This window comes from Vibrio sp. J2-4, from assembly GCF_021728155.1.
GTDB classification, from domain to species: domain Bacteria; phylum Pseudomonadota; class Gammaproteobacteria; order Enterobacterales; family Vibrionaceae; genus Vibrio; species Vibrio diabolicus.
Genome location: NZ_JAKKCN010000003.1, coordinates 877,525 through 902,861, shown reverse-complemented (window position 1 = coordinate 902,861; position 25,337 = coordinate 877,525). Strand labels below are relative to the sequence as shown.

At 45.1% G+C, this 25,337-nt stretch carries 27 protein-coding genes; 15 read left to right on the top strand and 12 right to left on the bottom strand.

Features of this window, described 5'->3' with window-relative positions:
• Positions 1–127 precede the first annotated feature (127 nt).
• Both L3V32_RS14220 and L3V32_RS14215 read right to left on the bottom strand, forming a co-directional pair.
• Positions 128–985: an alpha/beta fold hydrolase gene (locus L3V32_RS14220; RefSeq protein WP_005392011.1), complete on the bottom strand. Its 858-nt coding sequence runs from the start codon at positions 983–985 to the stop codon at positions 128–130.
• A gap of 129 nt (positions 986–1,114) precedes the next feature.
• On the bottom strand, positions 1,115–1,705 hold the full coding sequence (locus L3V32_RS14215; RefSeq protein ID WP_005392013.1) for a TetR/AcrR family transcriptional regulator: 591 nt from the start codon (positions 1,703–1,705) through the stop codon (positions 1,115–1,117).
• A 251-nt stretch (positions 1,706–1,956) separates the two neighbouring features.
• Between L3V32_RS14215 and L3V32_RS14210 the strand changes: the two genes are divergently transcribed.
• Positions 1,957–2,982 carry an acyltransferase gene (locus tag L3V32_RS14210; protein WP_237284560.1) on the top strand — a complete coding sequence of 342 codons (1,026 nt, stop codon included), beginning with the start codon at positions 1,957–1,959 and terminating at the stop codon, positions 2,980–2,982.
• Between the two features lie 420 nt (positions 2,983–3,402).
• Positions 3,403–4,833: a sodium:proton antiporter NhaD gene (gene nhaD, locus L3V32_RS14205; RefSeq protein ID WP_005392020.1), complete on the top strand. Its 1,431-nt coding sequence runs from the start codon at positions 3,403–3,405 to the stop codon at positions 4,831–4,833.
• 37 nt (positions 4,834–4,870) lie between these two features.
• Here the strand turns inward: nhaD and L3V32_RS14200 are convergent, their stop codons facing one another.
• Entirely contained in the window at positions 4,871–5,266 is a 396-nt protein-coding gene (locus tag L3V32_RS14200; protein ID WP_167427139.1) for a GFA family protein, read from the bottom strand.
• A 201-nt stretch (positions 5,267–5,467) separates the two neighbouring features.
• Between L3V32_RS14200 and L3V32_RS14195 the strand changes: the two genes are divergently transcribed.
• Positions 5,468–6,076: a YitT family protein gene (locus L3V32_RS14195; RefSeq protein ID WP_006740933.1), complete on the top strand. Its 609-nt coding sequence runs from the start codon at positions 5,468–5,470 to the stop codon at positions 6,074–6,076.
• 79 nt (positions 6,077–6,155) lie between these two features.
• Here L3V32_RS14195 and L3V32_RS14190 read toward each other — a convergent pair whose 3' ends face one another.
• The 3 genes from L3V32_RS14190 to L3V32_RS14180 all read right to left on the bottom strand — a co-directional run bounded on the left by L3V32_RS14190 (position 6,156) and on the right by L3V32_RS14180 (position 8,921).
• Positions 6,156–6,974, bottom strand: a complete 819-nt coding sequence (locus L3V32_RS14190; RefSeq protein ID WP_237284559.1) for a hypothetical protein — start codon at positions 6,972–6,974, stop codon at positions 6,156–6,158.
• Between the two features lie 100 nt (positions 6,975–7,074).
• Positions 7,075–7,557, bottom strand: a complete 483-nt coding sequence (locus L3V32_RS14185; RefSeq protein WP_134646323.1) for a methylated-DNA--[protein]-cysteine S-methyltransferase — start codon at positions 7,555–7,557, stop codon at positions 7,075–7,077.
• Positions 7,554–8,921 carry an AlkA N-terminal domain-containing protein gene (locus tag L3V32_RS14180; RefSeq protein ID WP_237284558.1) on the bottom strand — a complete coding sequence of 456 codons (1,368 nt, stop codon included), beginning with the start codon at positions 8,919–8,921 and terminating at the stop codon, positions 7,554–7,556. Before L3V32_RS14180 ends, L3V32_RS14185 begins: the two co-directional genes overlap by 4 nt.
• 194 nt (positions 8,922–9,115) lie before the next feature.
• On the opposite strand from L3V32_RS14180, the gene L3V32_RS14175 reads away from it, so the two are divergent.
• From L3V32_RS14175 to L3V32_RS14165, 3 genes are all read left to right on the top strand, one after another.
• On the top strand, positions 9,116–9,319 hold the full coding sequence (locus tag L3V32_RS14175) for a hypothetical protein (protein ID WP_017633816.1): 204 nt from the start codon (positions 9,116–9,118) through the stop codon (positions 9,317–9,319).
• 325 nt (positions 9,320–9,644) lie between these two features.
• Positions 9,645–10,088 carry a DoxX family protein gene (locus L3V32_RS14170; RefSeq protein ID WP_074190260.1) on the top strand — a complete coding sequence of 148 codons (444 nt, stop codon included), beginning with the start codon at positions 9,645–9,647 and terminating at the stop codon, positions 10,086–10,088.
• A 9-nt stretch (positions 10,089–10,097) separates the two neighbouring features.
• Positions 10,098–10,793 (top strand): pirin family protein, encoded by a 696-nt coding sequence (locus L3V32_RS14165; RefSeq protein WP_237284557.1) that lies wholly within the window; start codon positions 10,098–10,100, stop codon positions 10,791–10,793.
• A gap of 81 nt (positions 10,794–10,874) precedes the next feature.
• Here L3V32_RS14165 and L3V32_RS14160 read toward each other — a convergent pair whose 3' ends face one another.
• Positions 10,875–11,768 carry a LysR family transcriptional regulator gene (locus L3V32_RS14160; protein ID WP_005374436.1) on the bottom strand — a complete coding sequence of 298 codons (894 nt, stop codon included), beginning with the start codon at positions 11,766–11,768 and terminating at the stop codon, positions 10,875–10,877.
• 148 nt (positions 11,769–11,916) lie between these two features.
• Here L3V32_RS14160 and L3V32_RS14155 point away from each other — a divergent pair, with 148 nt between their 5' ends.
• On the top strand, positions 11,917–12,270 hold the full coding sequence (locus tag L3V32_RS14155) for a DUF413 domain-containing protein (protein ID WP_005392041.1): 354 nt from the start codon (positions 11,917–11,919) through the stop codon (positions 12,268–12,270).
• A 147-nt stretch (positions 12,271–12,417) separates the two neighbouring features.
• Here L3V32_RS14155 and L3V32_RS14150 read toward each other — a convergent pair whose 3' ends face one another.
• Complete coding sequence (locus L3V32_RS14150) at positions 12,418–12,669, bottom strand: DUF3081 domain-containing protein (protein ID WP_005392042.1); 252 nt, start codon at positions 12,667–12,669, stop codon at positions 12,418–12,420.
• Between the two features lie 374 nt (positions 12,670–13,043).
• Between L3V32_RS14150 and nagB the strand changes: the two genes are divergently transcribed.
• Positions 13,044–13,844, top strand: a complete 801-nt coding sequence (gene nagB, locus L3V32_RS14145; protein ID WP_006740926.1) for a glucosamine-6-phosphate deaminase — start codon at positions 13,044–13,046, stop codon at positions 13,842–13,844.
• A gap of 91 nt (positions 13,845–13,935) precedes the next feature.
• Here nagB and L3V32_RS14140 read toward each other — a convergent pair whose 3' ends face one another.
• Positions 13,936–14,802 (bottom strand): glycerol kinase, encoded by an 867-nt coding sequence (locus L3V32_RS14140; protein ID WP_237284556.1) that lies wholly within the window; start codon positions 14,800–14,802, stop codon positions 13,936–13,938.
• A gap of 157 nt (positions 14,803–14,959) precedes the next feature.
• Positions 14,960–16,186, bottom strand: coding sequence for a sodium/glutamate symporter (gltS, locus tag L3V32_RS14135; RefSeq protein ID WP_046875620.1), 1,227 nt, complete (start codon positions 16,184–16,186; stop codon positions 14,960–14,962).
• 415 nt (positions 16,187–16,601) lie between these two features.
• Here gltS (L3V32_RS14135) and L3V32_RS14130 point away from each other — a divergent pair, with 415 nt between their 5' ends.
• From L3V32_RS14130 to L3V32_RS14120, 3 genes are read left to right on the top strand one after another with little or no spacing between them, the layout of a single operon-like run.
• Positions 16,602–16,973, top strand: a complete 372-nt coding sequence (locus L3V32_RS14130; protein WP_005392046.1) for a GntR family transcriptional regulator — start codon at positions 16,602–16,604, stop codon at positions 16,971–16,973.
• On the top strand, positions 16,970–17,827 hold the full coding sequence (locus tag L3V32_RS14125) for an ABC transporter ATP-binding protein (protein ID WP_005392047.1): 858 nt from the start codon (positions 16,970–16,972) through the stop codon (positions 17,825–17,827). The genes L3V32_RS14130 and L3V32_RS14125 overlap by 4 nt, the downstream gene beginning before the upstream one ends.
• Entirely contained in the window at positions 17,827–18,657 is an 831-nt protein-coding gene (locus L3V32_RS14120; protein WP_237284555.1) for a hypothetical protein, read from the top strand. The genes L3V32_RS14125 and L3V32_RS14120 overlap by 1 nt, the downstream gene beginning before the upstream one ends.
• 101 nt (positions 18,658–18,758) lie before the next feature.
• Here L3V32_RS14120 and gltS (L3V32_RS14115) read toward each other — a convergent pair whose 3' ends face one another.
• A complete protein-coding gene (gltS, locus tag L3V32_RS14115; protein WP_006740921.1) occupies positions 18,759–19,994 on the bottom strand; it encodes a sodium/glutamate symporter in 1,236 nt (411 codons plus the stop codon).
• An 865-nt stretch (positions 19,995–20,859) separates the two neighbouring features.
• Between gltS (L3V32_RS14115) and L3V32_RS14110 the strand changes: the two genes are divergently transcribed.
• The 4 genes from L3V32_RS14110 to L3V32_RS14095 all read left to right on the top strand — a co-directional run bounded on the left by L3V32_RS14110 (position 20,860) and on the right by L3V32_RS14095 (position 24,527).
• Positions 20,860–21,654 (top strand): DUF4344 domain-containing metallopeptidase, encoded by a 795-nt coding sequence (locus L3V32_RS14110; RefSeq protein ID WP_237284554.1) that lies wholly within the window; start codon positions 20,860–20,862, stop codon positions 21,652–21,654.
• 27 nt (positions 21,655–21,681) lie between these two features.
• Positions 21,682–22,068, top strand: coding sequence for a thiol-disulfide oxidoreductase DCC family protein (locus L3V32_RS14105; RefSeq protein ID WP_005392063.1), 387 nt, complete (start codon positions 21,682–21,684; stop codon positions 22,066–22,068).
• A 180-nt stretch (positions 22,069–22,248) separates the two neighbouring features.
• On the top strand, positions 22,249–23,910 hold the full coding sequence (locus tag L3V32_RS14100) for a methyl-accepting chemotaxis protein (protein WP_114322671.1): 1,662 nt from the start codon (positions 22,249–22,251) through the stop codon (positions 23,908–23,910).
• Between the two features lie 122 nt (positions 23,911–24,032).
• Complete coding sequence (locus tag L3V32_RS14095; protein WP_020195057.1) at positions 24,033–24,527, top strand: peptidylprolyl isomerase; 495 nt, start codon at positions 24,033–24,035, stop codon at positions 24,525–24,527.
• Positions 24,528–24,646: 119 nt separating this feature from the next.
• On the opposite strand, the gene L3V32_RS14090 is transcribed toward L3V32_RS14095, so the two are convergent.
• On the bottom strand, positions 24,647–25,282 hold the full coding sequence (locus tag L3V32_RS14090; protein ID WP_114322672.1) for a DUF2268 domain-containing putative Zn-dependent protease: 636 nt from the start codon (positions 25,280–25,282) through the stop codon (positions 24,647–24,649).
• Between the last annotated feature and the right edge of the window lie 55 nt (positions 25,283–25,337).

Sequence of the window (25,337 nt, the reverse complement as noted above, 5' to 3'; positions counted from 1 at the left end):
TCGGCTGTCCTTTTTTGTTTTTATCTCATAACGAGAAAAGCGATACCATAGACGAAAAACCATCCGAGGTATTACTTTCAAATCGAATTAGCCCAAAACGGATCGAGCCAATTAGCAAGCATGAAGATTACCAAGAACGATCGAGTAAACGGTCAAAACTACTGAAGACTTGTGCACACTTCATCACTCGGCCATGGCCTTGACCTTGCGTTGTCACTAACTCAACATTTTCAATCTCTTCAGCGGCTTGTGCAGAAATACTGTACTTAGTGAACTTATCCTGCTCATCATGAACAATGATGGCTGGAGACGAGCGCTCAGCCAAACGCTTTAGCGGATCAATTGACTGTAATGGGTAACCAAATTGATCTTCAACTTCTGAAACCACAGCATTAAAAAGCTTCATCGAATAACCTGAACGCGCAATGCTACCGAATAGGTTCTCTACGTAATTCAATACCGGTGCAATAAGCAGTAAAGGCTTGTTTTCTAATTTGCTATGTCTGCACTCAAGAGCAGAAGCGGTGCCCATGCTGTGCCCAACTAGACCAACAATATCGTCTACCGTATCTAACACATCTTCTAACCCTTTGACAAAACCCGGAATGTGCCCATACTGCCCTTCACTCTCACCATGTGCTGGATGATCGTATGCCAAAGCGGTGAAACCTTTCGACGCAATATGTTCCATCAACGGATAAAACTGACTTGCGGTGCCAGACCAACCATGAGTTAACACCCAAATAGGTCCAGAGCCCAAAGTGTAGGTTTTGATAATGCCTGCATGTCCTTTAATTTCACCTTTGGCAAGTCCTTGAGGTTCGGTGTTTTTAGGTGCTGTGCGAGCAGGTGTCAGGAGCAACTTACGCGCGGTATTCTTTGCATGGGAAGGGGCCAGCGTATGGTGTAAACGCGTACTGATGTTCACCAAACTGCGCTTAATACTGAAACGTTGCGATGTATTAAAGTAAATTTTTTCACTCATGATTATGTCCTTAACTATCAGCTACGCACAAAAATAGAACGGTCGTGCTTTTTATGCTGATAAGAAAGAGCGAACTCAGCCGCTCTTTATGATTTTATGTCTACAAATCTGGAAAGCGAATAACTGGTATCAGCCTTTCCAGCGAGAAAATAAGTTGTCGATCCCTTGCCAAAACAGGCGCAAGCTTTCTTCCTCACCTTTAATTGAGTAAAAAACATGCGCACTCAAATAAAGACCGTATAAATCAAACGTTGCTTGGCGTGTATCTAAGTCTGCTGCAAATTCTTGCTTCTCTTTGCCTTTCGTTATTTGGATCTCCAAATAGCTCAGCCAAGTGTCTATGGATTTACGCAGTCCGGCCTGAAGTGGGCAATCTTTATCTGCCGTGTCATTCCAAGCGTCTAGAAACATACAACTTCCTTGAAATGCGTGGTTCCAAGTCATCCAAGAGTCGAGCAACCCTCGAATTTTACGTTCGATATTGCCATCCCCTGCTTCACGAACAGGCTCAATAACTCGGGCGGCGAACACTTTATTGGCGTGCTCCAATACCGATAGTTGTAAATTCAACTTCGAATTGAAGTGGGCAAACAGACCACTTTTCGACATACCGCATTGCTTGGCTAACTCACCAATCGTAAGACTTTCTAATCCGTCTTCGCTGGCGATCTCAAAAGCCCGTTGCAGAATAAACTCTTTTGTCACTTTTCCTTTTTGCATAATCTTATTTTTAGCACGATCGTTCTTTTTTGCAATCTAGAGTTAACTGGTCTAACCATACATTAGTGTCATTTTCGACTCGCTAATCACGTATTGAGTTGGTTAATGGGTTAATAATTAAGAAGTTTGAAGTAAGTCTTAAATTTAAACACAGCTTCAGTGTAAGCGCGAGTCTGTTGACTTTTTCACGCATTAATTCAGCCACAACCTGCTACTTTCACCTAAGTTTTTTTATTTAGGTAAGTAATGTAATGGCAAAGAAACAAAAAATAGCCAGCTTAGAGTTTGCGCGTATTATTGCGATGTTTGCAATTATAGGATTGCACTGCCAGATGGCCCTGACATACTGGCAATGGGATGGAATACCGTGGGTTGGCTATATGCTCAACCAATTGGCTCGTTTTGCTGTGCCACTGTTTTTTCTCATTTCTGGTTATCTTATCCAGCCCAAGTTAAGCCGCGCACCTATCGAAACACTAAAAAACTACGCCAAACCACTGATGAAGGTTTGGCTCATTTGGAGCGTGATCAGTTTATTGATGCCATTCCAGTGGCAAACTGTCGCTGAGGCGGGGTATCTCGCCGAAAGGCAGGGCTACTGGGGCTACTTAATGTCGACCCCGTTCAATTCACTCGTCGAAGGCGGGCTCGTTCACCTGTGGTTTATTCCAGCTCTGGTCATTGCCGTTGCCTTAATTGCCTTCCTCGTGCATATCAATATGGCTCAATTGGTACTGCCAACCGCCGTATTGCTATACATATACGGCGTGTTTGCTGGCAGTTATTCGACCATTACCGATCTGCCAGCGCCTTTCTTTACTCGTAATGGGCCGTTTTTCAGTACTTTGCTGGTAACACTGGGTTATCTAGCACGAGAAGAACAATGGCGATGGTCGCGAAACAATACGATTCGATGCATTCTTCTTGGTATGGCGCTGCATTTTGGTGAAGCTTATTGGCTAATGCAACACGAGGTCGCTTTTAATTCTCACGACTTCCTGTTTGGTACTGTTATCTGGGCCCTGGGTGTCTTCATGTGGCTGTTAGTCCACCCACATTTTGGCGATATGCCTTGGGTATTCAAACTATCTCCTAGCGTGTTAGGCATTTATGTTAGCCATCTGCTTGTGATAATTATAATGATGAATGTCGCTGGATTTATCGGGTTGCAACACCTCGCGAAAGACGCATTTATTTATCCTGCAACGATTGTCGCAACCACAATACTTGTGAAAGCAATTGAGGCTTCTCCGTTGAGAAAATGGCTGCTGCGCTAAATCCATTCAGCGCTCGATATAGCTAGCTCTAGCTCAAAAGGGTTAGAGCTAGCCAGTTAAAAATGAGATTTCTCTCTCACTGACCAATTTTTGACTTTCTAATCCTTCAGAATTTGCCGTCACTCACAAAAAACATTGTTCATTTCCTTTAAATTGGCTCGACTATTACAACATTGCTCATTAAACGGAGGCTGTATGTGGGCAGGTCAAGGACTCGTTCCTTTTTTAGAGATTAGCCATTGGTTAACTTACGGTTTGTATGCCGCTGTGGTTTTATTTGGCGCAGCAAGCATTGCGTCACTCAGAAAATAGTGGCGCACACTATCATTTCCTAACTCCTACTGTTAATTCGAGCTCTCTCACAACTAACTCATTAATTTGTGGCTAATATTTCTCCAACCAGACAAAGGAGAAATGTCTATGCCAATCTATCCAATTGTAGCTTTCTGCTGTTTGTTGTTCTCTAGCGCCACCTTTGCTGCCCCCACCAATGAACTGAACCTTGTTAATTCTGGTGTCGGTTACGCGGCTCTCATTATCTTTTCGATTGCTTACATACTGGTTATGTTGGAAGAGTATCTGAAAATGAGAAAATCCAAGCCTGTGCTGCTCGCTGCAGGGTTAATTTGGATTCTAATTGGCTACACTTTTGCTCAACACAACCAGCCAGAAATCGCCAAATCCGCACTAGAGCACAACTTGTTGGAATACGCGGAACTGCTGCTGTTTTTGTTAGTAGCGATGACTTACATCAATGCTATGGAAGAGCGCAAACTCTTCGATGCCTTACAGGCGTGGATGGTCGGCAAAGGCTTTGGCTTCAAAAAGCTGTTTTGGCTGACGGGGTTTCTCGCCTTTATTATTTCACCGATTGCCGATAACTTAACCACAGCCCTCTTGATGTGCGCTGTGGTGATGAAAGTCTCTGGTGATAATCCTAGATTCGTGAATCTTGCCTGTATCAACATTGTTATCGCTGCCAACGCTGGCGGTGCATTCAGCCCATTTGGTGACATTACGACCCTGATGGTGTGGCAAGCCGGGCATGTCAGCTTTGCTGAATTCATCCCGTTATTCGTCCCGTCACTGGTGAACTACTTGGTTCCTGCATTTTTGATGTCACTCTTTGTTCCAAACACCAAACCGAATACGATTCACCAACACGTAGAACTGAAACGCGGCGCGAGACGCATTGTCGCACTATTCATTCTGACGATTGCCACCGCAGTCTCTTTCCACGCTTTGCTGCACTTCCCACCCGTTATGGGCATGATGATGGGCTTGGCCTACTTACAATTTTTCGGCTACTTCTTACGCCAAACACTCAAACATTCCTTGGCAAAAAAAGCGGCCATGGCAATTGCCAATGGCGACGATCACGCATTAAAACGCTTAGGTTCAGTCGTTCCGTTTGACGTGTTCCACCGTGTATCTCGCGCAGAATGGGACACCTTGCTGTTCTTCTACGGCGTAGTGATGTGTGTCGGCGGTTTGAGCTTACTTGGCTATCTCGAACTGGTTTCAAACGTCATGTACAACCAATGGAACCCTGTCTGGGCCAACGTGATGGTTGGTGTTCTATCTGCCATCGTCGATAACATTCCGGTTATGTTTGCTGTACTGACTATGGAACCAAGCATGTCGATGGGGAACTGGTTACTTGTCACATTGACTGCGGGTGTGGGGGGCAGCTTGCTTTCAATTGGCTCTGCGGCAGGTGTCGCATTAATGGGAGCCGCGCGTGGTCAATATACCTTCTTTGGCCACCTAAAATGGGCTCCCGTCATCGCCTTGGGTTATGCCGCCAGTATTGCAGTGCACTTGTGGATGAATAGCGGTTTATTTACCTAAAAGCACCGTGAGTCAGGCGCTTAACTTGCGATATAACCTAACTGTCGGATGGATGGTTAACGCCATCCATCACTTCGATAGTTCCCAATTCATATGGGTTGACGCCCTCTAAACAGCCGACATTATAGCCGTACTCACTCGGGTCAGAGCGACGCTGATGGTGCGTATAAATACCACATTCGCCACAGAAAAAGTGCTTCGCTGTGCGAGTGTTAAATTGATACAGCTTCAAAACGTCTTCGCCTTGCACGATACGAATACCATTCAGAGGCACAGATGCCACAATCGCGCCGCGACGTCGACACATGGAGCAATCACATCGTCTCGGCTTCTCAATACCATTAGGTAATGCAAGTTCCAGCTCAACTTTTCCGCAGTGACAACTCAGTCGATGTAATGCGTTGATTTGGGTAGTGCCGACTGTCTTAATCATAACTTTTCCTTGTTGTTTTTCTACCTGTGTACATTATGTTAAACAGGCTAGCATCAGCACAATCTTGTCCAAAAACTCGACATTCATCACTTTTCGCGACATTTTATTGGCCGATTTGTTAGTTGCTACTTTGGCAACTGTTTATCGCGTTGGATGGACGTGTTGTCTCCGGCGCGTTTTTTAAACCAAGGAAAAAATTTTATGGATAAAGATCATAGCCTAAGAGAGAACCTCTTGGCTCTGACGCTCGGCAGTGCGTTAGTGTCGCTTGGGGTAATATTTTTCAGCAAAGTAGGATTGCTCACTGGCGGTACGGCTGGTTTGGCGATCTTCCTTACCAAAGTGAGTGACTTCAGCTTTGGTCAGATATTTTTCGCTCTCAACCTCCCTTTTTATATTTTGTCTGTAATGCGCATGGGATGGCGCTTCACCATTAATACCTTCATTGCGGTCTCGATTGTTTCTTTTGCGGTCGATCATCTGCACCATGTGATTGAAATTTCACGAATCGAACCTTTCTATGCAGCACTTCTAGGTGGTGGGTTAATTGGAATAGGTATGTTGGTGATTTTCCGTCACAAGATGAGTTTAGGCGGTTTTAACATTCTAGCGTTGTACCTTCAGGAACGTTTTGGGATTCGAGCTGGTAAAGTTCAGATGGCGCTCGATTGTGCCATCGTAGTGATGTCGCTGTTCATTGTGGATGTGCACCTTATCGCTCTATCCGTCCTGGGTGCCGTGGCGACAAACTTGATTTTGGCGATGAACCATAAACCAGGACGATACCAGGCAAAAGCGCAAATAGCATAATCAACATCGTGTAATGAGTGAACTTACAAAATATGAGCCCCGAGCCATTCGCTCGGGGCTTTTTTATTCAACGTTGAGATCATGTCAACGAACTCGTTGTGCAGTATTGCTGCATCCCCACATCCACTTGAGCTTTATATTTCTGGCTAAGATGGAAGTGCACTTGCATCAGCAAATCATGCGCATGGAACAGCTCAAACGCGTCACCACCATTTTGCTGACAAATGGCTTCGCAGCGCTCGGCATGCTGCTTGGCTTGTCCGGCTTCACCCGCTTTGAGTAAACTCATCGCTAAGCGGTACTCTGCACGTTCTTCTTGCATCCAACCACCCGCCACTTTCCAGTAGTCCAACGCGAGCTTGGCCGCTTCTAGCATCCTCGATTTTTCCATATCCGTGCGCTCAGCCAGCGCTTCATACTGACACGCCAAGTTGTTTGCCGTGATTGCGATAGAGCGCGCTAGCGGCCCTTTAGCATCTTGTGGTGTCATACCTAGCGCGGCTTTCGCCAGCCGTTGGCTCGCCAGCTCAAGCTGAGTAAGTGCAGAAAGTTCATTCGAAATCAGAGCGTAAACTCGGCGTTGGTCTTGCTCTGCTAACAACCCCACACAGTCAGTGCCATCAACGAAAAAGCGCGCAACGGCAATACTGCGTTGCAATGCCGAACTCTCGGCAACCTTGCGTTCATCAAAGTGCTCTAAACAGGTAAGAAACTGTTCTGGGCACTGGAGGTGACCAATCGCGGTGTGCAGCATCAATGCGAATATTCGCTCGATGTGGCTAACGTTTTCCACCTCACTCAGAGCCGTTTCCAATTGAGCATAAGTTTGTTCGGGCTGTGTTTCGTGATGCTGCCAACACTCACTCATGAATGCATCAAAATCCGTTTTGAAAGGCATGTCCTTATTATCCTTTTTCTATTCGTATAACGAATATGAAACTCTACACTATCGTTTCCCCTGTGCAGCACGCTTAGTCACAATATGAGAATCGCCTCACTTAAAGCGGTGTACCTTGCTCCAACGCAAGTAAACGTTGCTTGCGCTCTACTCCACCAGCATACCCTGTCAATTTACCGCTTTTGCCAATAACGCGATGACAAGGCACCACGATAGAAATAGGATTTTTTCCGTTTGCCAACCCAACAGCGCGCACAGCTTTAGGGTTGCCAATCGCGTTGGCGAGATCTTGATAGCTCCACGTTTCGCCGTATGGAATGGTAGTTAGTGCCTGCCAAACTTGATTTTGAAAATCCGTGCCTGTAGCCGCCAAAGGCAGCTCAAATTCATTACGTAGGCCAGAAAAATATTCATTCAACTGGGTAACAGCTTGGCGCAAAACTGGGTGTTGAGCGTCTCGCGCTCCCAGTTCACTCGGCTTAGTGGTGCATGTTTCAAACCAAATGCCAAGCAAGCCCTCAGCGTTAGATTGGATGGTCACCGTTCCTAATGGGCTCGGCATTTCGGTATAAAATGTTTTCATGATTGATTCCATAAGTGAAACGTCGCGTAGCTTCCCCAAGGGGCCGCAGTGTGCGTATTCAGTGATGGGTAACGCTGCATCGCCTTTTTCACCACTAAATCTTTATCTAAAAAGCAATCGGGTTGAGATTGCCCTCGCAGTTGAGCATAACTGACTGTCCAAGGTCCAATGCCTTTCAAGGCTAGCCACTGCTGGGGGTCGGCGTCTGAGTTATCCTGCATGAACTGGGCGAAGCGCACTAGCGTCTCTTTACGGCTTTGCGGCATGCGCAAAAAGCTCACGTCGGCATTCGCTATCGCATCTGGTGTCGGGAAAAAGCGTTTTTCTGACTCTCCACCAAGTGTGGTCACCAATAAGTTAAGTTGACCAATCGCCGCTTTAACCGACACTTGTTGGCCTAAAATCGCTCGAACTCCAGCCTCCCATGCATTCCATACACCAGGAATCCGAATACCTTTACTCGACACAAGCCCTGGTGCAACATAATCCAAATGCTGCTCAACAGTACAAATATCGGCGTCAAGATCGAACATACGACGAATGTCAGACACCAAGTTTTGCAGCTTCGTTACGTCTTCAATTTCAAACGCTAGCTCTAGGTACCCTTCACCTTTGGTTGCTTTAAACCACGCTTTACTGGTATCCAGACAAACGTTGCGCTGATAACTCTCATCACTCACCAGCTCAACCCCCTCAATCGCTCGTAAACGGTAGAAGTCCAACATGTGCTGCCAATTCAATTCACCTCGATAAGGCAAGGCAATTCGATTGCTACCCATACCGTCAAACTCTTTGCGACGGACTTGAGAAGGCGTCAGTTTGAGAAACTTTTGGAAAGCATCGTTAAAGCGGCGTGTACTATTAAAACCGGCGGCAAAGCCTACTTCCGTGACCGACATAGAACTGGAATGAAGTAACTGTTTGGCGAACATTAATTGTTGATATTGCGCATACTGCTTGGGTGACATGCCTAGATACTGCTCAAACAACATACGTAAGTAGCGATCCGAAATCCCAACACGCTCTGCTAGCTCAGACACCGAGTGGTGATGCAACTCCCCTCGATCAATTAACGAAATCGCTCGTTGAAAGGTCGTTTCTACGCCTTTCCATGCCCAAGAACCCGGCGCGCTATCAGGTCGACAGCGCAAACATGGACGGTACCCCGCTTGGAGAGCTTGCGCTTTATCGGTGAAGTAATCTACATTTTCTTCTTTAGGTAAATTAGCCGGACAAATTGGGCGACAAAAGATCCCCGTTGTTTTCACAGCCACATAAAATCGCCCATCAAAGCGGCTGTCTCGCGCGACTCGCGCCTTATGACACTGCTCGAAAGTCAGTGAGGTATGGGGGTGAATAAACATAGTGCTTTCCTTGCTCATGCCTTTTGTCATTTATTGTTCATAGGCATCGTTCAATATAATGTTATTGTAGCTTGCTTAAGCGTCTACAATTAGCCATTTTCGGAACTCAATATTGAGATTTATTGGCATTAGCGCTTTTGTACACTAAAGTTAGATTCAGAACATCACAACAACGTCGGCTAAAGGGAATTGGCATGGACTTACACACTTGCGTAATTGTACTAAGAAACCAAAAGGTTATTACCAGTAAATCCGTAGATCATTCAATTGGAATTATCGAACGAGACTCAGATAACGAGATCTCAGAAATTCAAATTAATGCCACGGATGGGCGTAATATTCGAACCTATCACTACAACAATGTAGAGGAGTCACTAGAGAGCTTAATGAACCTCTGACGGTTTTCTTTAACACACCTTTCTCCCTTGTTAATAGCGAAAGCAATAGAGCACAGCAACCTGTGCTCTTTTTTTGTTTAACAGCAAAAATGTTTATCGAAAATAATGATGGATCCTGATTTAAAACACGACAAAACTGGCATAAAAAACTCATAAAAAACACTCAAGCAACTGATTAAAAATAACAAAAAACCATTATTCAACTTTTTAGAACGAGTTTATCAAAATACTCCCGTTATTTTTATTCTCACCGCCACCTAAACTGTTCTCAACAGCACGGGAGCACACGCTTCCCACTCATTGAAAAGAGTCAGAGGACAGAATCATGAAAGCACTATTACAGAAAATCACCACTTCAAACGCAGGTTACAGCGCACTATCACTTCGCATTCCAATCGGCATTATCTTTATGGCGCACGGCGCACAAAAACTGTTTGGTTGGTTTGGTGGCTATGGGTTAGAAGGTACAGGTCAGTGGATGGCATCCATCGGTTTAGGTCCTGGCGTGCTAATGGCATTCCTTGCTGGCAGCGCAGAGTTCTTTGGCGGCTTGTTCATCTTGCTTGGCCTGCTAACTCGCCCAGCAGCCGTTGCTTTAGCGTTCACGATGGTGGTAGCGATATTCTCCGTCCACTTTGAAAACGGTTTGTTCATGGCAAACAACGGTTACGAGTTTGGCTTAGCTTTACTGGCAGCAAGTGTTTCACTGGCGTTTTCTGGCGCAGGTAAGGTCGCGCTAGATAACTTCTTGAACAAAAAGCTCTCTTAGGGAGGTCTTATGATTACGGTAAGACTTGCAGCAGACCGAGGTCGAGCAAACTTTGGTTGGCTTGATAGCAAACATACGTTTTCTTTCGGTAGCTATTACGATCCACAACATATGGGCTTTTCTGAATTGAGAGTCATCAATGACGATGTAGTCCAACCTGGCGCAGGTTTTGATACACATGGCCATCGTGATATGGAGATCATCAGCTATGTGCTGGAAGGTGTTATCGCACACAAAGACAGCGAAGGTAACGTGAAAACATTACCTGCTGGGGAATTCCAACTCATGTCGGCAGGGAAAGGGATTTACCACAGTGAGTACAATGCGTCGAACCGCGACACGCTGCACTTTCTACAAATTTGGATTCAGCCAAATACATTTGGAACCAAACCAGGTTATCAGCAAAAAGACTTTGGTCGCACGCCTGGATTAACAACTATCGCGACTCCAACAGGAGAAAACGGTACGCTACTTATTAAGCAAGATGCCACATTACATCAGTTAATTCTTGAACCAAATAGCGAACTTAACTTTGAGATAGAATCGGGTAGAAACTTATTCGTTCACCAAGTAACGGGAAGCCTTAGCATCGACAATACCACCTTGACGGCAGGCGACGGCGCGAAGATCGAACAACAAAGTAAGGTTGTTTTACGCAATACATCGAACGAGAGCACAACCGCCCTGCTATTTGACTTGCCATAGCTATCGATTCATCGAGATAAAAAGAAAGCCGCCTGGATTTGCCAAGGCGGCTTTTTAATTTCTCTGACTTTTCACTCAACGCTATTCGTCGGAAGTGCCGGAACCAATTTGCTGAAAACTGTAAGCCGTCAGTGGATCAATCTCTTTGACAATTTCTTCCACTTGCTTAATCGCGTCTACAGACGAGCTAGCTTTACGATAGCTCAAATAGATAGGGCGACACCAATCTTCTACGCCAGACACCTTGTGAAGCTGCCCGTTAGCGATAAATGGCTCTACCAGAGAGATGGGTAAGTAAGCGGCACCGCCCTTCTCTAAAATAAAGTCCAATGCTATACGCGCTGTTGACGTGCGCAGATACGGAGCCGGGATCTTAGGGTGACGTTCAGAATGTTCTGATGAGAAGCGCGTTCCCCAATCCACATACACGTATTTGTTTTCAAAAACGGTGTCTAAAGAGTCTTTCTCAGTCGATACCAGAACGAGAACAACATCGGCCACTTTTTTGCAGTTAAGCTCATCAGCTTTGATTTGGTCGAACGCAAATGCCATATCTAACGTGCGCTCTAGCAAGCTGCGACTGAGCATTTCCCGCCCCATCACTTCAGCCATGAAGCCATAGCCTCCAAATGAATCCGTGACGACACTTAAACAGTTCTGCAAGTAGGCGTCCCAAATATTTGGCGTACCACCTAACGTTAATTGCAGCGCTTTACCATCTTCAAGCGATAACTCTAGCTTCGCTTGTTGCAATGTGGTGACCATCACCTCTGCATAACTGATTAAGCGCTCACCTGCAGAGGTCAACTTTATGTTATTTCGATCACGAATAAACAATTGCGTATCGAAGTAACTTTCCAATTGTTTGATACGTGCGCTCACTGCAGCTTGGGTAATATAAAGATTCTCAGCGGCGCGTCCGAAGTGACGAACCCTTGCCAGCTCTAAAAATGTTCGAAAGACTTTTACATCCATAAACCATCTCCTGGTTAATATAAAACCAGATTAACAACTAATTAAAATCATGACGACAAAAAAGTTTTGTTTTTCTTTTGTTAGCTTTACGCCTAATTTTCGCCGTAGTTCACTACATTCATCAATAACGGTTACAGAGGCTGTTGACATGTCTGACACTGAATTCCGTCATGGCAAAAAACGTTTTTACGACAACGTAAAATTCCCACGCGGCTTTGCAAAGTCTGGCGATTTTACTCTCTCGGAAGAGGAAATCCTAACAATTTATGGGGATACTATGCTTGGCTTAGAGTCAGGCGAATTAACACCTGAAAATAGCGAAGAGAAACACTTCATCAAGGTGCTAGAAAACCCAGGCAAAGCAAAAACAAAACTTGAGCGTACGTGGCTAAAGTACACCCAACTTGCTCGTGGTCGCAAGCGCTTCCACACGCTAAATGGTCGTAATAAGCCTGACGCGACAGAAGATTACATTGAAGAGAGTTTGGTCGAAGACGATTAATAACCAAATAAACTAATTCTCGCCTTTTTCTAGCAGTAGGCGAAAGCTCGTTTGGTTTGACTGAGCGAGCAAAACAAGCTCATTTCTTCTCCTAAAGCCCAAGGGCGCGTTCTCCCAAGGGCTTTTTTAGTATTTAGTGCTGCCAGTCTACTTTGCAAGCATCGCGATCTTTTTCAAAAAGCTCTCTTTCAAGTGCTCTTGGTCGTACTCCAATTGATAGGTATTGTGGAAGCCAACCTTTAGCTCAACACCATTCCCTCGTAAGAAAACGTTGTACCCGTCGTAATCGGAAAACGCTTCTACACCTTCATACATTTTGCCAAATTCGGTTGGTGTACCGTTGTTCATCACACATTCGTAAGCCTGTAGTACTTTGCTCGGATCTAACTCATTTTTCATACCGAATTCCTCACTGGTTTACACATTTCAATTATGGTTAAGGAATGAGCGTCGTGCCATGTCCATCCCATAATATTTGAAGTTCGTGTGCGGTTTCACACTCTGTAGGTTGTTAAAAAACAAGGTTAAGTGCGAAGACAGAACTTAATTTAGATCATAAATTTTATCTATCAATTCGTCAGTTTCATAATGCAATTTCTTTGTAAAAAATCGGCTTATAAAAGCATTTAGATATAAAAACAGTCGATAAAATCAACACTGGTTAAAGAAAAAGCAAAATTTTGACCTAAAACAATAGCAGTTCGTCATTACTTATTTTATAATGCGAATTAATGTTTCGGTACATCGTAAATTCCAATAACTAGGGGCACAAAATGAGACTTATCCCGTTAACTCGAGCAGCACAAGTAGGTAAGTGGGCAGCTGCGCATATCGCTAAGCGTATCAACGACTTTAAACCTACTGCTGAGCGTCCATTCGTTCTGGGTCTACCAACTGGTGGCACTCCTCTAGCAACCTACAAAGCCCTAATCGAGCTTTACCAAGCCGGCGAAGTGAGCTTCAAAAACGTCGTGACTTTCAACATGGATGAGTACATTGGCATCCCTGCAGATCACCCAGAGTCTTACCGCTCGTTCATGTACAACAACTTCTTTAATCACATTGATATCCAAGAAGAAAACATCAACCTACTGAACGGCAACACTGACGATCACGACGCAGAATGTAAGCGTTACGAAGACAAAATTAAGTCTTACGGCAAGATCAACTTGTTCATGGGCGGCGTGGGTAACGACGGTCACATCGCGTTCAACGAGCCAGCGTCATCTCTGTCTTCTCGTACTCGCATCAAGACACTGACTGAAGACACTCGCATTGCGAACTCTCGCTTCTTTGACGGCGATATCAACCAAGTGCCTAAATACGCACTGACTATCGGTGTGGGTACGCTGCTAGACGCAGAAGAAGTGATGATTCTGGTAACAGGTCATAACAAAGCTCAAGCACTTGAAGCAGCAGTAGAAGGTTGTGTAAACCACCTATGGACGGTTTCTGCACTTCAACTTCACCCTAAAGCAGTGATCGTATGTGACGAGCCAGCTCAACAAGAACTGAAAGTGAAGACTGTGAAGTACTTCTCGGAGCTAGAAGCGGAAAACATCAAAGGTTTTTAATCCATAGGATGACAGCCTAGATGCACGCTAAAAATACGAAACCCGTGATTGATCACGGGTTTTTTCTTATCTGAACAGCGGGCTTAAGCCGTTAATAAGCTTTAATACCAAACTGACGAAGACGCTTAGGCAGCACTTCATCTAACTTGTCTAGTTCACTCGGTTCGACTTCGATAAGGTTAAAATGATGCTGCTCATAAACAGTACGAATGGTCTCACGGTCAGCCTCAGCCATCTCCCCAGTATCACTTCCCCAAAACTGTAAATAGACTTTACCGCCTGGCAAATAGAAATCACTGGTGACACCTTGGTCAATCGGCAGTTGACGCTCATAAGCGTGCACCACACCAGCCAAGTACAGCCAGTTGTCGATGAGCAACTCCCCCTTAGAGCGCACGTAATGCCCATCTAATGTTCGGTGTTTGGCTTCAAACTTTTGGCGAAAGCTTGAGTACGATTTATCCGTGGAGTGTGACTCGGCATCTTGCCCTAAAAATTCAATGACAGACTGCTTAAGACGCTTATTACGCAGCACCACATCGTGCCATACGACAAAGGTATTTTGTGTCTCTTTATCGGTTCTTTGCTGGCCACCAGCGCGTATACCAGCTTCAGTGACACTCCAACCTTCTTCAGATTTGGCGATCCACCCCAACTCACTCAACAGTTGGTTCATGCGCTTCGCATTCAGTTTCAGCTTTTCACCCAGCTGCGTGGCGCTTAATGTTTTCCCTGAGCTGGAAGTCAGCTCAATATGTAAATTGGTCGGCCAGACGATGAACTGGCCAAATTTAGGGTGATCCACATACTCGCCGCCAAACTTGGCGCCTTCTTCCGTCAGAATCCATTTTTCGTCTTGACGAACAATGTAGCCGGCACGTTTGAGATCGGCAAACAACAGCTTGGCTTCAACCTTGCGCATTTTAGCTAATGCCGACGTCGATATTTTTTCAGACATGTGGGTACCTCATGCTGCTGTAAAACTGAACACTATGTCATCATAGTAACGTATTGATTTCACGGCTTGAAGTCAGAGAAACAAGATTTCGTGTTACAAATAACAAAGCCAATCTCAAGGGACTGGCTTTGTTATGTTAAGTTGAAAGAAGCGGGGGCTATTTAATAAAAGCAATGCAGCCTTGCAAAATCACTAAGTTCACAATGTCGATGAAGAATGCACCGACAATTGGTACTACCATAAATGCTTGTGGTGATGGACCATAACGACTCACGATAGAGCCCATATTCATGACCGCAGTCGGTGTGGCACCTAAACCGAAACCACAGTGTCCACTGGCGATCACCGCGGCATCGTAATTACTGCCCATCATGCGGAATGTTATGTAATAAGTGAACACCGCGAGTACGGCCGACTGAATAGCAAGAATAATAAGGAACGGGATCGCAAGATCAAAGATATTCCACAATTTCAAGCTCATCAGAGCCATGGCAAGGAACAGCGATAGCGAAACCGTACCAAGAATATCAACGGTTTCTAAATCAACCTTGCGCACCTTGGTCACTTCCATGATGTTGGTGATGACAACACCAATAAACAGCGCATAAACAAAATCTGGGATCATCAACCACTTGATGCCAAAACTGCTCACCCAACTCTCCAGATAGCTCGCGCCTGTCACGCAAAGCAAAATAATGGATAAGCTTTCTACAACTCTTTTCGCCGTGACACGATCTTCTTCATGTTCGTTATAGGTCACCAATTCAGGGAAACTCTGATGGCTTTGGTTGGTGCGTCCGTATTCCGATTCTAAGTTGTGCTTGTTGAGTAACTTTTGCGCGACAGGGCTGCCAATAATCCCGCCCATGACCAAGCCAAACGTAGCAGAAGCCATCGCCACTTCTAGGACATTGTGCAAACCATACATTTCTTGAAAAGTTTGCGACCACGCCGCACCAGTTCCATGTCCGCCAGAAAGCGTAATAGAGCCGGCGATCAACCCCATGAGTGGATCTAACCCCAATGCGGTTGCTAAGGATACGCCGACCGCATTTTGGATAAGAATGTAGACCGATGCCACAACAAGGAAGATGAAAACCTTCGCACCGCCTTTAATCAGTTGGGTGTAATTCGCGGCTAAGCCAACCGTCGCAAAAAACATCAGCATAAAGGTGTTTTGCAGTGGCAAATCAAATGATACATCCACACCATTTAAGTGCATCGTCGTGATCACGCAAGCCACAACTAGACCACCAACAATTGGCTCTGGGATATTGAATTTCTTTAAGGTTGGTAATTTGGTGTTAATGAACTGCCCTAAAAATAACACGCAAATTGCGACGAGAAACGACTCTTGTGGGCCGATAGATATTACCTGATTCATGAGACCTCTTTACTCTCCTCTTTCTCATTCATTGAGCAAGCGCCCAACGTGAGATAGGTGCCTAAGTCAATCAGATTGCCTCTCGAACCTTTTGTTTTCTAGGGTGTATTTGCCGTCAATTCTCATCAAGTAAGAAATGGATGTACCCAAAATCTCACTGATTATCATTAGATGAGAATACCAATACCAAGCTGGTGGTAAATGCCTTGATTGGATTAGAAAAATAACACTTCTCAACTTATGAGAAGTGTTTAATTTATGCTCATAACAGAGTATTCAAATTAGCTATCACATAGGTAGATATTTAGGAAAAGCGAAGGCTGGAACATACGCTTAATTTTAAATTATTACTTTCTCTCTGGCACACTAGGTGTTATACCTATATATAACACCATTTCAGCCAAGAGATTCACTCATGACCAATTGGCATGATCGCCAACCGATTTTTCGACAGTTGGCTGACCAGATCACTCAACAAATACTGCAAGGTATCTGGCAAGAAGGCGATGCTCTACCCTCAGTTCGTAGCATCTCTGCGGATATGAAAATTAACCACCTCACCGTCATGAAAGGCTATCAATTGCTTGTTGATGAGGGGTTAGTAGAGAAAAAACGCGGTCAAGGTATGTTTGTCGCTTCAGGGGCAAAGCTCAAATTGCTCGCAGACGAGAAGGCACGTTTTCTTCAACAACAAATTCCGCAGATAGCCGACACAATACAGCGTCTGGATATGTCACTCGACGAATTCATTCAACAACTAAAACCACACTTGAAAGGTGACCAATGAGCGCATTAGTCAGTGTAAACAACGTCTCCAAGCAATATCAGCAACAAGGAGAAGCACTGCATGAAGTGAGTTTCGACCTACATGCAGGACAAGTACTTGGCTTACTCGGCCATAATGGCGCAGGTAAATCAACGCTTATTAATGCCCTACTCGGCGCACATGAATATCAAGGCACTGTTCGTATCAACGGATTTGAACCCATTATGCAACGCGACAAAATAATGCAGAGCTTGTCCTACATCTCGGATGTGAACGTTCTGCCAGATTGGATGACTGTCGCTCAACTGCTTAACTATACCGAAGGCGTGCATCCAGGGTTCAATCGCGCCCAAGCAGATACGCTGCTTCGTCAAACGGACATCAAACCTCGTGCGCGCATCAAATCTTTATCCAAAGGGATGAAGGTGCAATTGCACCTTGCGATTGTAATCGCGACCAACACCCAAATCCTCATATTGGATGAACCGACACTCGGGTTAGATCTCGTGTATCGTGATACGTTTTATCGTCACTTATTGGAATGGTTTCACGACGGCGAGCGCGTGTTGATCATCGCCAGTCATGAAGTATCAGAGATTGAGCACTTGCTGACTGATGTGCTGATTCTCAAGCATGGCCGCCCCGTTCTGCAAACCTCGATGGACAGTATCAGTGAAGACTACTTCATCCTTGAGGCCAGCGACGAATACCGCACACAAATTGAAGCGATGAACCCACTCTCGTCACAAAAAGGGCTCGGTTCAACGAAATGGTTACTCAAAGCCCAGTATGCCCAACAAGCAGAAACAATGGGGGCCATCCATGGGGTGAAGTTAGCGGATCTATTTTTAGCATTGCAGAAGGAGGCAGCGTAATGCGTTCAGTTGTCGCGATGTTGCAAAAAGAGTGGTTAGAAAACCCTCTTGTTTTACGTATTCCACTGTTTGTGTTGGCATGTGGACTTATCCTCTTTGTCAGTTTAATGAGTAACGACACTCTACAACACAATATGTTTTTTCAAATGAGCTTTGGTGGTGATGTTAGTGACATTCACAAAGAGCTTGGTGACGATGTAAACATGTTGATTACCGGCGGGGCGGGACTGCTGTCTATCTTGTTAGCCGTTCAATACTTCCCGAGAACACTGCGCAAAGAGCGCGCAGAGGGCAGTATTATGTTTTGGCGTAGTATGCCGGTCAGCGATATAAAAACTCACTTAGTGAAGCTAGGGTTTGGCTTATTGGTGATTCCGCTCGTTTGCTCGGCGCTTGTGCTCGCAGCAGATTTGATGCTGTGGTTGCTGAACACCTCTACCGATCACCAATTGGCTTTATTGTACCGCCAAGCCTCGTTAGGTTACGTGCTGCTGCATTGGGGAGAGTTTTTAATCAGAATGTTGTTCGCCGGTATTCTACTGTTACCGTTGGCATTAACCGCAATGGCTATTTCTCAGAAAGTGAACTCACCACTGGTCATTTTGTTTATCGCCATTTATGCGCTGCGCTGGATGCCAATCGCACTATTTGGCTATTACGGCCTAGATCAGTTCTTCTCCGAAGTGCTTTACCTTCCACTGCACGCCATTGTTGCACCAAGCCCATTTAATGCAATTCCTCAAGCGGGTTGGTTAAACGTTGGCATTTACGCTTTCATCGGCGTTCTTGGTTGGACAGCTAGTCTCAAGTTCAGCCGAACCATTCAATAATCCGTCGTTCGATAAACGGCCAAAATCGAGCCATAAAAAAACGGTCACAACCTGTGTTGTGACCGTTTTTATTTCGACCTCAGGAGATCATGAACTTAAATTTAACCAAGGAATGAAATGTAACCTTGTAAAATGATTAAGTTAACGATGTCGATAAAGAAAGCCCCCACAATTGGCACCACCATAAATGCCTGCGGCGACGGGCCAAATCGGTTAACGATAGAGCCCATGTTCATCACGGCTGTTGGGGTTGCCCCCAAGCCAAAACCACAGTGACCACCCGCAATAACCGCAGCGTCGTAATTGCGTCCCATCACTTTGAACGTGACGTAGTAAGTGAAGATAGCTAAGACCACAGACTGCACAGCTAAAATGACCAAGAATGGAATCGCTAAGTCAAAGATATTCCATAACTTCAAGCTCATTAATGCCATCGCCAAGAACAATGACAAAGAAACGGTACCGAGCATATCGACGGTTTCTGCGTCTAACTTACGAAGCTTGGTCACCTCTAAGAAGTTCGTGATGATCACACCAATGAACAGCGCATAAACAAAGTCTGGAATCATCAACCATGAGATTTCATACGTGCTAACCCATTGCTCAACATACTTCGCCCCCGTAACACAGATCAGTAGGAAGAAGAGTTTCTCCACCACTTTTTTCGCCGTTACTTTATCTTCTTCGTATTCGTTGTAGGTCACCAACTCAGGGAATTTTTCGTGAGTTTTGGCATCCCGACCACCACGACCATACTCCGATTCAATGCTGTTTTTTTCTACGAGGCGCTGTGCCACTGGGCTACCAATGATACCGCCGATGATCAAACCAAAAGTGGCTGATGCCATCGCAATTTCCAAAACGTTATCCAATCCATACACGTCTTGGAAGGTTTGTGACCACGCAGCACCTGTACCATGGCCACCAGACAGAGTAATCGAGCCAGCAATTAACCCCATCAAAGGATCTAAACCGAGCGCCGCCGCGAGTGAAACGCCAACGCCGTTTTGTATGATGATGTAAAACGATGCGACAGCTAAGAAGATAAAAACCTTCGCACCTCCTTTCATCAACTGAGTGTAATTTGCGGCCAAACCAACCGTCGCAAAAAACATTAACATAAACGTATTTTGTAACGGCAAATCGAACTCCAAGTCGATGCCGTTGAAATGAAGAGCAGTAATCATGCAGGCCACAATAAGGCCACCTACAATCGGCTCAGGTATGTTGAACTTCTTTAAAATCGGTAGCTTAGCATTAATAAAATGCCCCAGGAAAAGCACACTGATTGCGACCAAGAAGGACTCCAGTGCACCTACAGATATTAAATGATTCATATCGCCTCTTATTATTGTTCTCTTCATCCTCCGTAATGATCGAGTGTTAATTTAACCTTCATTCAATAGCAAATGTTCTCGCTTTACTGTTTCGAAAATACTCAAAAGTTGGTGTAGATGCGCCTTAGGCTAGTTTAAGGGACGCTCCTTTAGCGATGTGTCAGTTTTCCGCTGTTAGCCAGCCCTTAAATGTGAAAGGAGCCGATATAGCTCCTTCAAATGCCCCCTCGCAATACCTGTGCGTTACTGCTTGGGGTATAGTGTTGTGAGTAAATTCTGGGTGACACTTTCTGAACCACGTGGGGCTCCCTTACTTAAACAGAATGTGTCAATTACTATCAAACAAAGTTCCTTCCCGTTGTAACCTCTAAACGCCGAGATCGCGTTCAAAACAATTGGGTTTGCTTGTTCCTGTCGTAGTTTTTCAACTCTGGCTCATGGTGTGTAAACGAGCCGAATCCAAGGAAACTCTCAAGCTGCAACAAACGTTTTCGTCACAACGGAGCCGGATTATAACATATTGCTGATAATTTTCTTCAATTCAGTGACATTCACCAATCCCATGGTTTCATTCCATAATGATTAACTGCTGAATAGCATTTTTACAGACAAAAGAGCAAAGCCAATTCAGCTTAGCCTCACCAAAAAATAAACCTTAAAAGCCAATCACTTATCTATCGTCTCCTGAATAAAACGTGTTTTGATAGGCTTTTTGGAGGGCCCAGCAACCAAAATGTACGGTGTTGTCATGGTAGTCTTTCGAGGCTAACTACCCGATTCTGGGTGATAAAAACAATCCCAGTTATGAATCACACAAAAACATGTATAATTTTTATGTAAGTTATTCAAATAACAAGAGCCCTACATGAAAATTCATTTGCTTTTCCCTGTGCTATTACTCTGTGCCATCTCATCTGCCACTGCAGCGGAAAATATCCGTATTGAATATTCTCCCGTGGAAACAACCCATGAAAACATCGCCCTGCAATCTATCCAAAACAGCGATGTAAACCCAATTTTTCTTGAGCTATCTCAGATCCACTTTCCATTTCGCAAACCACTCACACTGATTTACGGCGGAGAAGATGGCCCAATGTACGATCCCGATACGCACACGATACACATTCCTTACACTTTTTATTTGGAATCACTCAATTACTTCTCCAATAACCAGTATGAAGAACGCCTTGGAAAATCCCCAAAAACAGGGGCGTTAGATACGTTATTACACGCCTTGCTGCATGAAGCCGGGCATGCTTACATCGAAGATCAAAACATCCCTGTTCTCGGAAAAGAAGAAGATGCCGTCGATAATTTTGCCACGATCTTAATGATTGACTTCCTAGAAGATGGCGCAGAGATGGCCATTAGCGCCGCCGACATGTTCGCATTTGAGTCCGATGACAGACCGGACTACTACGACTTCGGTGAGTACATTGATGAGCACAGTTTTGATTTGCAACGCTACTTCTCTACCTTATGTTTAGTGTACGGCAGTGATCCGGAACAGTACAAGTCGCTTCTCGATGAAGTTGAAAAAGACTACCTACGAGATCGCAAAGACTTTTGCCAATATAACTACGAGAACATACGCGCGAATTGGAACCACTACCTGCAACATAATGAACCAAAAGAAAAATCGCCACGTAGAACTCAGTAAGACAAATCAAATAATAAGACGATCGCAATGACAAAACTCACCATATTTTATGACGGAACTTGCCCACTGTGCGCCAAAGAAATGCACGCACTTAAGCGACGAGATGTAAAACAAGCGATAAAAATCGTCGATATCTACAGCGATGAATTTTCTGATTACCCACAGATAGACGCGCAAAAAGCCAATACTATTTTGCATGCGCTGAATGACAACAATGAACTGATACTTGGTCTTGATGTGACTCACCGAGCATGGCAGTTGGTAGGACGAGGTTGGCTATATGCTCCACTACGTTGGCCATTACTCAAGCCAATTGCAGACTGGCTTTACCTGCGCTTTGCCAACAATAGGTATCGTGTCTCATACTGGCTTACTGGTAGCTCCCGCTGCAACTCGGGCCAATGCTCTCGCTAATTGTGATCCTGCTTAAAAATGTGAGTCTCTCTCGTCCACGATCACCAACTTCCTGTACTTCTCACCCGCCAACTCGGTTAATCTGCAATCAGTACAAAAATAATTATTAACACTTTTATTTGGTAAAGCTATTGAAGTTTACCAGTTTGTAACGCTGCGCCGAGACGTAAGGAAGTACCTATGAATCTAACGATAAGAAAGCGACTTTATATTCTTTCCATCATTCCCGTGTTAACGATTGCTTTGGGTATGATGTGGTTTACCTACCTCCAAACCAGTACCTACAACCAACAACAAATCAATCATACGCACACGACGATGATGGCGATGAAGAAAGCGGAACTGAAAAACTATGTGCAGATGGCTCATTCCGCACTCAAACCGTTATTGGATCGTAATGCCTCATTGCAAGAAGCTATTCCAGTGCTCAAAGAGCTAGAGTTCGGCCAATCAGGTTATATTTTTGCGTACGACTCAAAAGGCGTGCGTGTTGTTGTCGGAAAAAACAACAAAGGGGTTGGAGAAAACTTCTATAACCTTCAAGACAAAAAAGGCAACTACCTGATCCAAGACCTGTTGAAAAACGCCAAAACGGGTGACTTCACAACCTACTACTTCCCTAAGTTAGGACAAACCGAAGCATTACCAAAACTCAGCTACTCCATCTTCATTCCCAAGTGGGATATTATGATTGGCACAGGTTTTTATACTGATGATATCGATGCGATCATTACAGATATGGAAAACACAGCAAACGATGAGCTAAACAATACCTTAGCCGCTATTGCTATGTTTTGTGTCTCTATTGCCGTTGTCGTGGCCATTTTTGCCGTACTCGTCAACCGTAGCATTATGCGCCCTATCGAACAGTTTGACAGCTCAATCCAATCTTTCGCGCAAGGTGACGCCGACTTAACCGCGCGGATGGAAGAATCTAGCGTGCCAGAATTTAAGCAGCTCGCGCATAACTTCAATATCTTCGTTGAGAGCTTGCAAGGAATTATTAAGAGCGTCAGCCATGTCGGACAAGAGGTAGTATCAGAAACGAACAACATGTCTCAACGCGCCTCACAAGTGGATGAATTGGCTTCTGGTCAACGTGAGGAAACGGAACAAGTCGCGACTGCAATGACAGAAATGACGGCCACCGCTCACGAGATCTCTGGCAATGCAAACCAAGCCGCCGATTCCGCTAAAAACGCCGATGACAACGCACAACAAGCGAAGCACATCGTGGACTCCGCCGCTAACTCCGTTGAAGCGCTAGCAAATGAGGTATCTGAAGCAAGCACTGTAATTTCACGTCTAGAGAGTGACGTGCAGAACATCTCATCCTCACTTGAAGTCATCCAAGATATTGCTGAACAAACCAACTTGCTTGCGCTAAATGCCGCCATTGAAGCGGCACGAGCGGGCGACCAAGGACGCGGATTCGCAGTTGTAGCGGATGAAGTGCGTAAGCTTGCAAGCCGCACTCAGGACAGCACAGGTGACATTCACAAGATGATCGATCAACTTAAAGCTGGATCGGATGCCGCAGTAAAAGCGATGGAATCTAGCCAAGCACGTGGCGAAGCGACAGTAGAAGAAGCACGTGCTGCATCGGTTGCGCTGCAAGATATTCAAGCAGCGATTGCGAATATCATGGACATGAACACGCTGATCGCTACCGCGACCGAAGAGCAAAGCCAAGTTGGACAAGAGATTTCACAGCGCATCGAAGTGATCTCTCAACAAAGCAGTCAGTCGGCAAGCCTTGCGAATCAAAACCGTGCAGGCAGTGGCAACCTTAACCACAAAGCCAACGAGCTGTACGACTTAGTCGGTCGCTTTACGGTCTAGAGCTTTCCTCAAGCACTCAACATGCAAACAGCGACGCCAAAACGTCGCTGTTTTTATTTCTGCTATCATAATGCGACTTAGCTATAATGCCGCCAACTTAGCACCCACAAGGGCAAAACCAGATGATTATTATGACCACCAATTTCGGTGACATCGAGATTGAACTGAACCTAGAACGAGCACCAGTTAGCTCAAAGAACTTCAAAAAATACTGTGAAGATGGCTTCTACAACGGCACCATTTTCCACCGCGTTATCGACGGCTTTATGATCCAAGGTGGCGGTCACACCGAAGACATGGCAGAAAAGCCAACGCGCGCTCCGATCGCAAACGAAGCAAACCGTGGTCTAAAGAACCTTGTTGGCACTATCGCAATGGCGCGTACCGATGCACCACACTCTGCAACAGCTCAGTTCTTCATTAACTTGGAAGACAATGATTTTCTAGACCACACTGCAACCACCAACCTAGGCTGGGGTTACGCGGTGTTTGGTAAAGTGACCGCGGGTATGGATGTCGTAAACCGTATCGCGAAAGTGAAAACGACCTCTAAACTTGGTCACGATGATGTGCCATGCGATCCAATCATTATTGAGAAGGTGACGATCAGCGAATAAGCACACTCGCCTCTTCGAAGAAGTCGTCACTATAAAACGATAAAAGCGCCTAACGTCTTATGACTTAGGCGCTTTTTGTTTTGAAGGCTCAGCTTATTAGTTTAAGTTTAGTAACGGAGTTATTGATAGAAAAGCTCGGCTTTTGCTCCAACCAAATCCAGCTCAGAGCCCTGAAAATCAGCCAGATATTCCGCGACAAGGTTGTACCCGACCCAATACCCCATGTACTTCGGCCAGCGGCTTTCATCACTGCCAAGAAAGTAAGCATCGAAGTTGTAATCTAAACTGGTCAGCTTGTCTTTCATCTCAGCATAGAAAGGACGCCAATCTTGATCTTTGATGTTCTCAAACAAGCTCGGAGTGACGCCACCATTCACCTTACGTTCGAAATGACAAGCTAACCCTTCCATAATCAGCACATCACCAAGTGCAACGCCATTCTCTCCTGCTCGCATACGGAAAAGGTGATGCAACTCATGCGCTAGCACCGCAGCTAGTTCTTTCTCAATCACGTTTTTAATATCTGCACGTTGAGTATCAAGCAAAATTTCTACACGATGGGCGCTTAAGCAATAGCCACCAATCCCCGTCTGCGGTACGTCATTGCGATCAAACGGGCTAATGGTCAGGTCAACGTTACTTAAATCAAAGTAACTAGAAAGCTGTGAGCTCAGGTCATCAAGTTTCTGATGTAAATACTCAGCGAGTGGAGACAACTCTCCCGTCGCATTTAAGAGGGTGACGCGATAACTCATTTATCTTCCTTGATAATGTAGGTTAAGAGCAGCGAGTTTACAGTGTAAAGAGTGA

Coding starts and splice junctions, on each gene's coding strand:
- L3V32_RS14165 (WP_237284557.1), top strand. CDS start 10,098: ATGATTACGGTAAGACTTGCAGCAGACCGAGGTCGAGCAAACTTTGGT.
- L3V32_RS14185 (WP_134646323.1), bottom strand. CDS start 7,557: ATGAAAACATTTTATACCGAAATGCCGAGCCCATTAGGAACGGTGACC.
- L3V32_RS14125 (WP_005392047.1), top strand. CDS start 16,970: ATGAGCGCATTAGTCAGTGTAAACAACGTCTCCAAGCAATATCAGCAA.
- gltS (WP_046875620.1), bottom strand. CDS start 16,186: ATGAATCAGGTAATATCTATCGGCCCACAAGAGTCGTTTCTCGTCGCA.
- L3V32_RS14180 (WP_237284558.1), bottom strand. CDS start 8,921: ATGTTTATTCACCCCCATACCTCACTGACTTTCGAGCAGTGTCATAAG.
- L3V32_RS14090 (WP_114322672.1), bottom strand. CDS start 25,282: ATGAGTTATCGCGTCACCCTCTTAAATGCGACGGGAGAGTTGTCTCCA.
- L3V32_RS14215 (WP_005392013.1), bottom strand. CDS start 1,705: ATGCAAAAAGGAAAAGTGACAAAAGAGTTTATTCTGCAACGGGCTTTT.
- L3V32_RS14140 (WP_237284556.1), bottom strand. CDS start 14,802: ATGTCTGAAAAAATATCGACGTCGGCATTAGCTAAAATGCGCAAGGTT.
- L3V32_RS14155 (WP_005392041.1), top strand. CDS start 11,917: ATGTCTGACACTGAATTCCGTCATGGCAAAAAACGTTTTTACGACAAC.
- L3V32_RS14200 (WP_167427139.1), bottom strand. CDS start 5,266: ATGATTAAGACAGTCGGCACTACCCAAATCAACGCATTACATCGACTG.
- L3V32_RS14210 (WP_237284560.1), top strand. CDS start 1,957: ATGGCAAAGAAACAAAAAATAGCCAGCTTAGAGTTTGCGCGTATTATT.
- L3V32_RS14150 (WP_005392042.1), bottom strand. CDS start 12,669: ATGAAAAATGAGTTAGATCCGAGCAAAGTACTACAGGCTTACGAATGT.
- nhaD (WP_005392020.1), top strand. CDS start 3,403: ATGCCAATCTATCCAATTGTAGCTTTCTGCTGTTTGTTGTTCTCTAGC.
- L3V32_RS14160 (WP_005374436.1), bottom strand. CDS start 11,768: ATGGATGTAAAAGTCTTTCGAACATTTTTAGAGCTGGCAAGGGTTCGT.
- L3V32_RS14095 (WP_020195057.1), top strand. CDS start 24,033: ATGATTATTATGACCACCAATTTCGGTGACATCGAGATTGAACTGAAC.
- L3V32_RS14120 (WP_237284555.1), top strand. CDS start 17,827: ATGCGTTCAGTTGTCGCGATGTTGCAAAAAGAGTGGTTAGAAAACCCT.
- L3V32_RS14220 (WP_005392011.1), bottom strand. CDS start 985: ATGAGTGAAAAAATTTACTTTAATACATCGCAACGTTTCAGTATTAAG.
- nagB (WP_006740926.1), top strand. CDS start 13,044: ATGAGACTTATCCCGTTAACTCGAGCAGCACAAGTAGGTAAGTGGGCA.
- L3V32_RS14100 (WP_114322671.1), top strand. CDS start 22,249: ATGAATCTAACGATAAGAAAGCGACTTTATATTCTTTCCATCATTCCC.
- L3V32_RS14130 (WP_005392046.1), top strand. CDS start 16,602: ATGACCAATTGGCATGATCGCCAACCGATTTTTCGACAGTTGGCTGAC.
- L3V32_RS14195 (WP_006740933.1), top strand. CDS start 5,468: ATGGATAAAGATCATAGCCTAAGAGAGAACCTCTTGGCTCTGACGCTC.
- gltS (WP_006740921.1), bottom strand. CDS start 19,994: ATGAATCATTTAATATCTGTAGGTGCACTGGAGTCCTTCTTGGTCGCA.
- L3V32_RS14110 (WP_237284554.1), top strand. CDS start 20,860: ATGAAAATTCATTTGCTTTTCCCTGTGCTATTACTCTGTGCCATCTCA.
- L3V32_RS14170 (WP_074190260.1), top strand. CDS start 9,645: ATGAAAGCACTATTACAGAAAATCACCACTTCAAACGCAGGTTACAGC.
- L3V32_RS14175 (WP_017633816.1), top strand. CDS start 9,116: ATGGACTTACACACTTGCGTAATTGTACTAAGAAACCAAAAGGTTATT.
- L3V32_RS14190 (WP_237284559.1), bottom strand. CDS start 6,974: ATGCCTTTCAAAACGGATTTTGATGCATTCATGAGTGAGTGTTGGCAG.
- L3V32_RS14105 (WP_005392063.1), top strand. CDS start 21,682: ATGACAAAACTCACCATATTTTATGACGGAACTTGCCCACTGTGCGCC.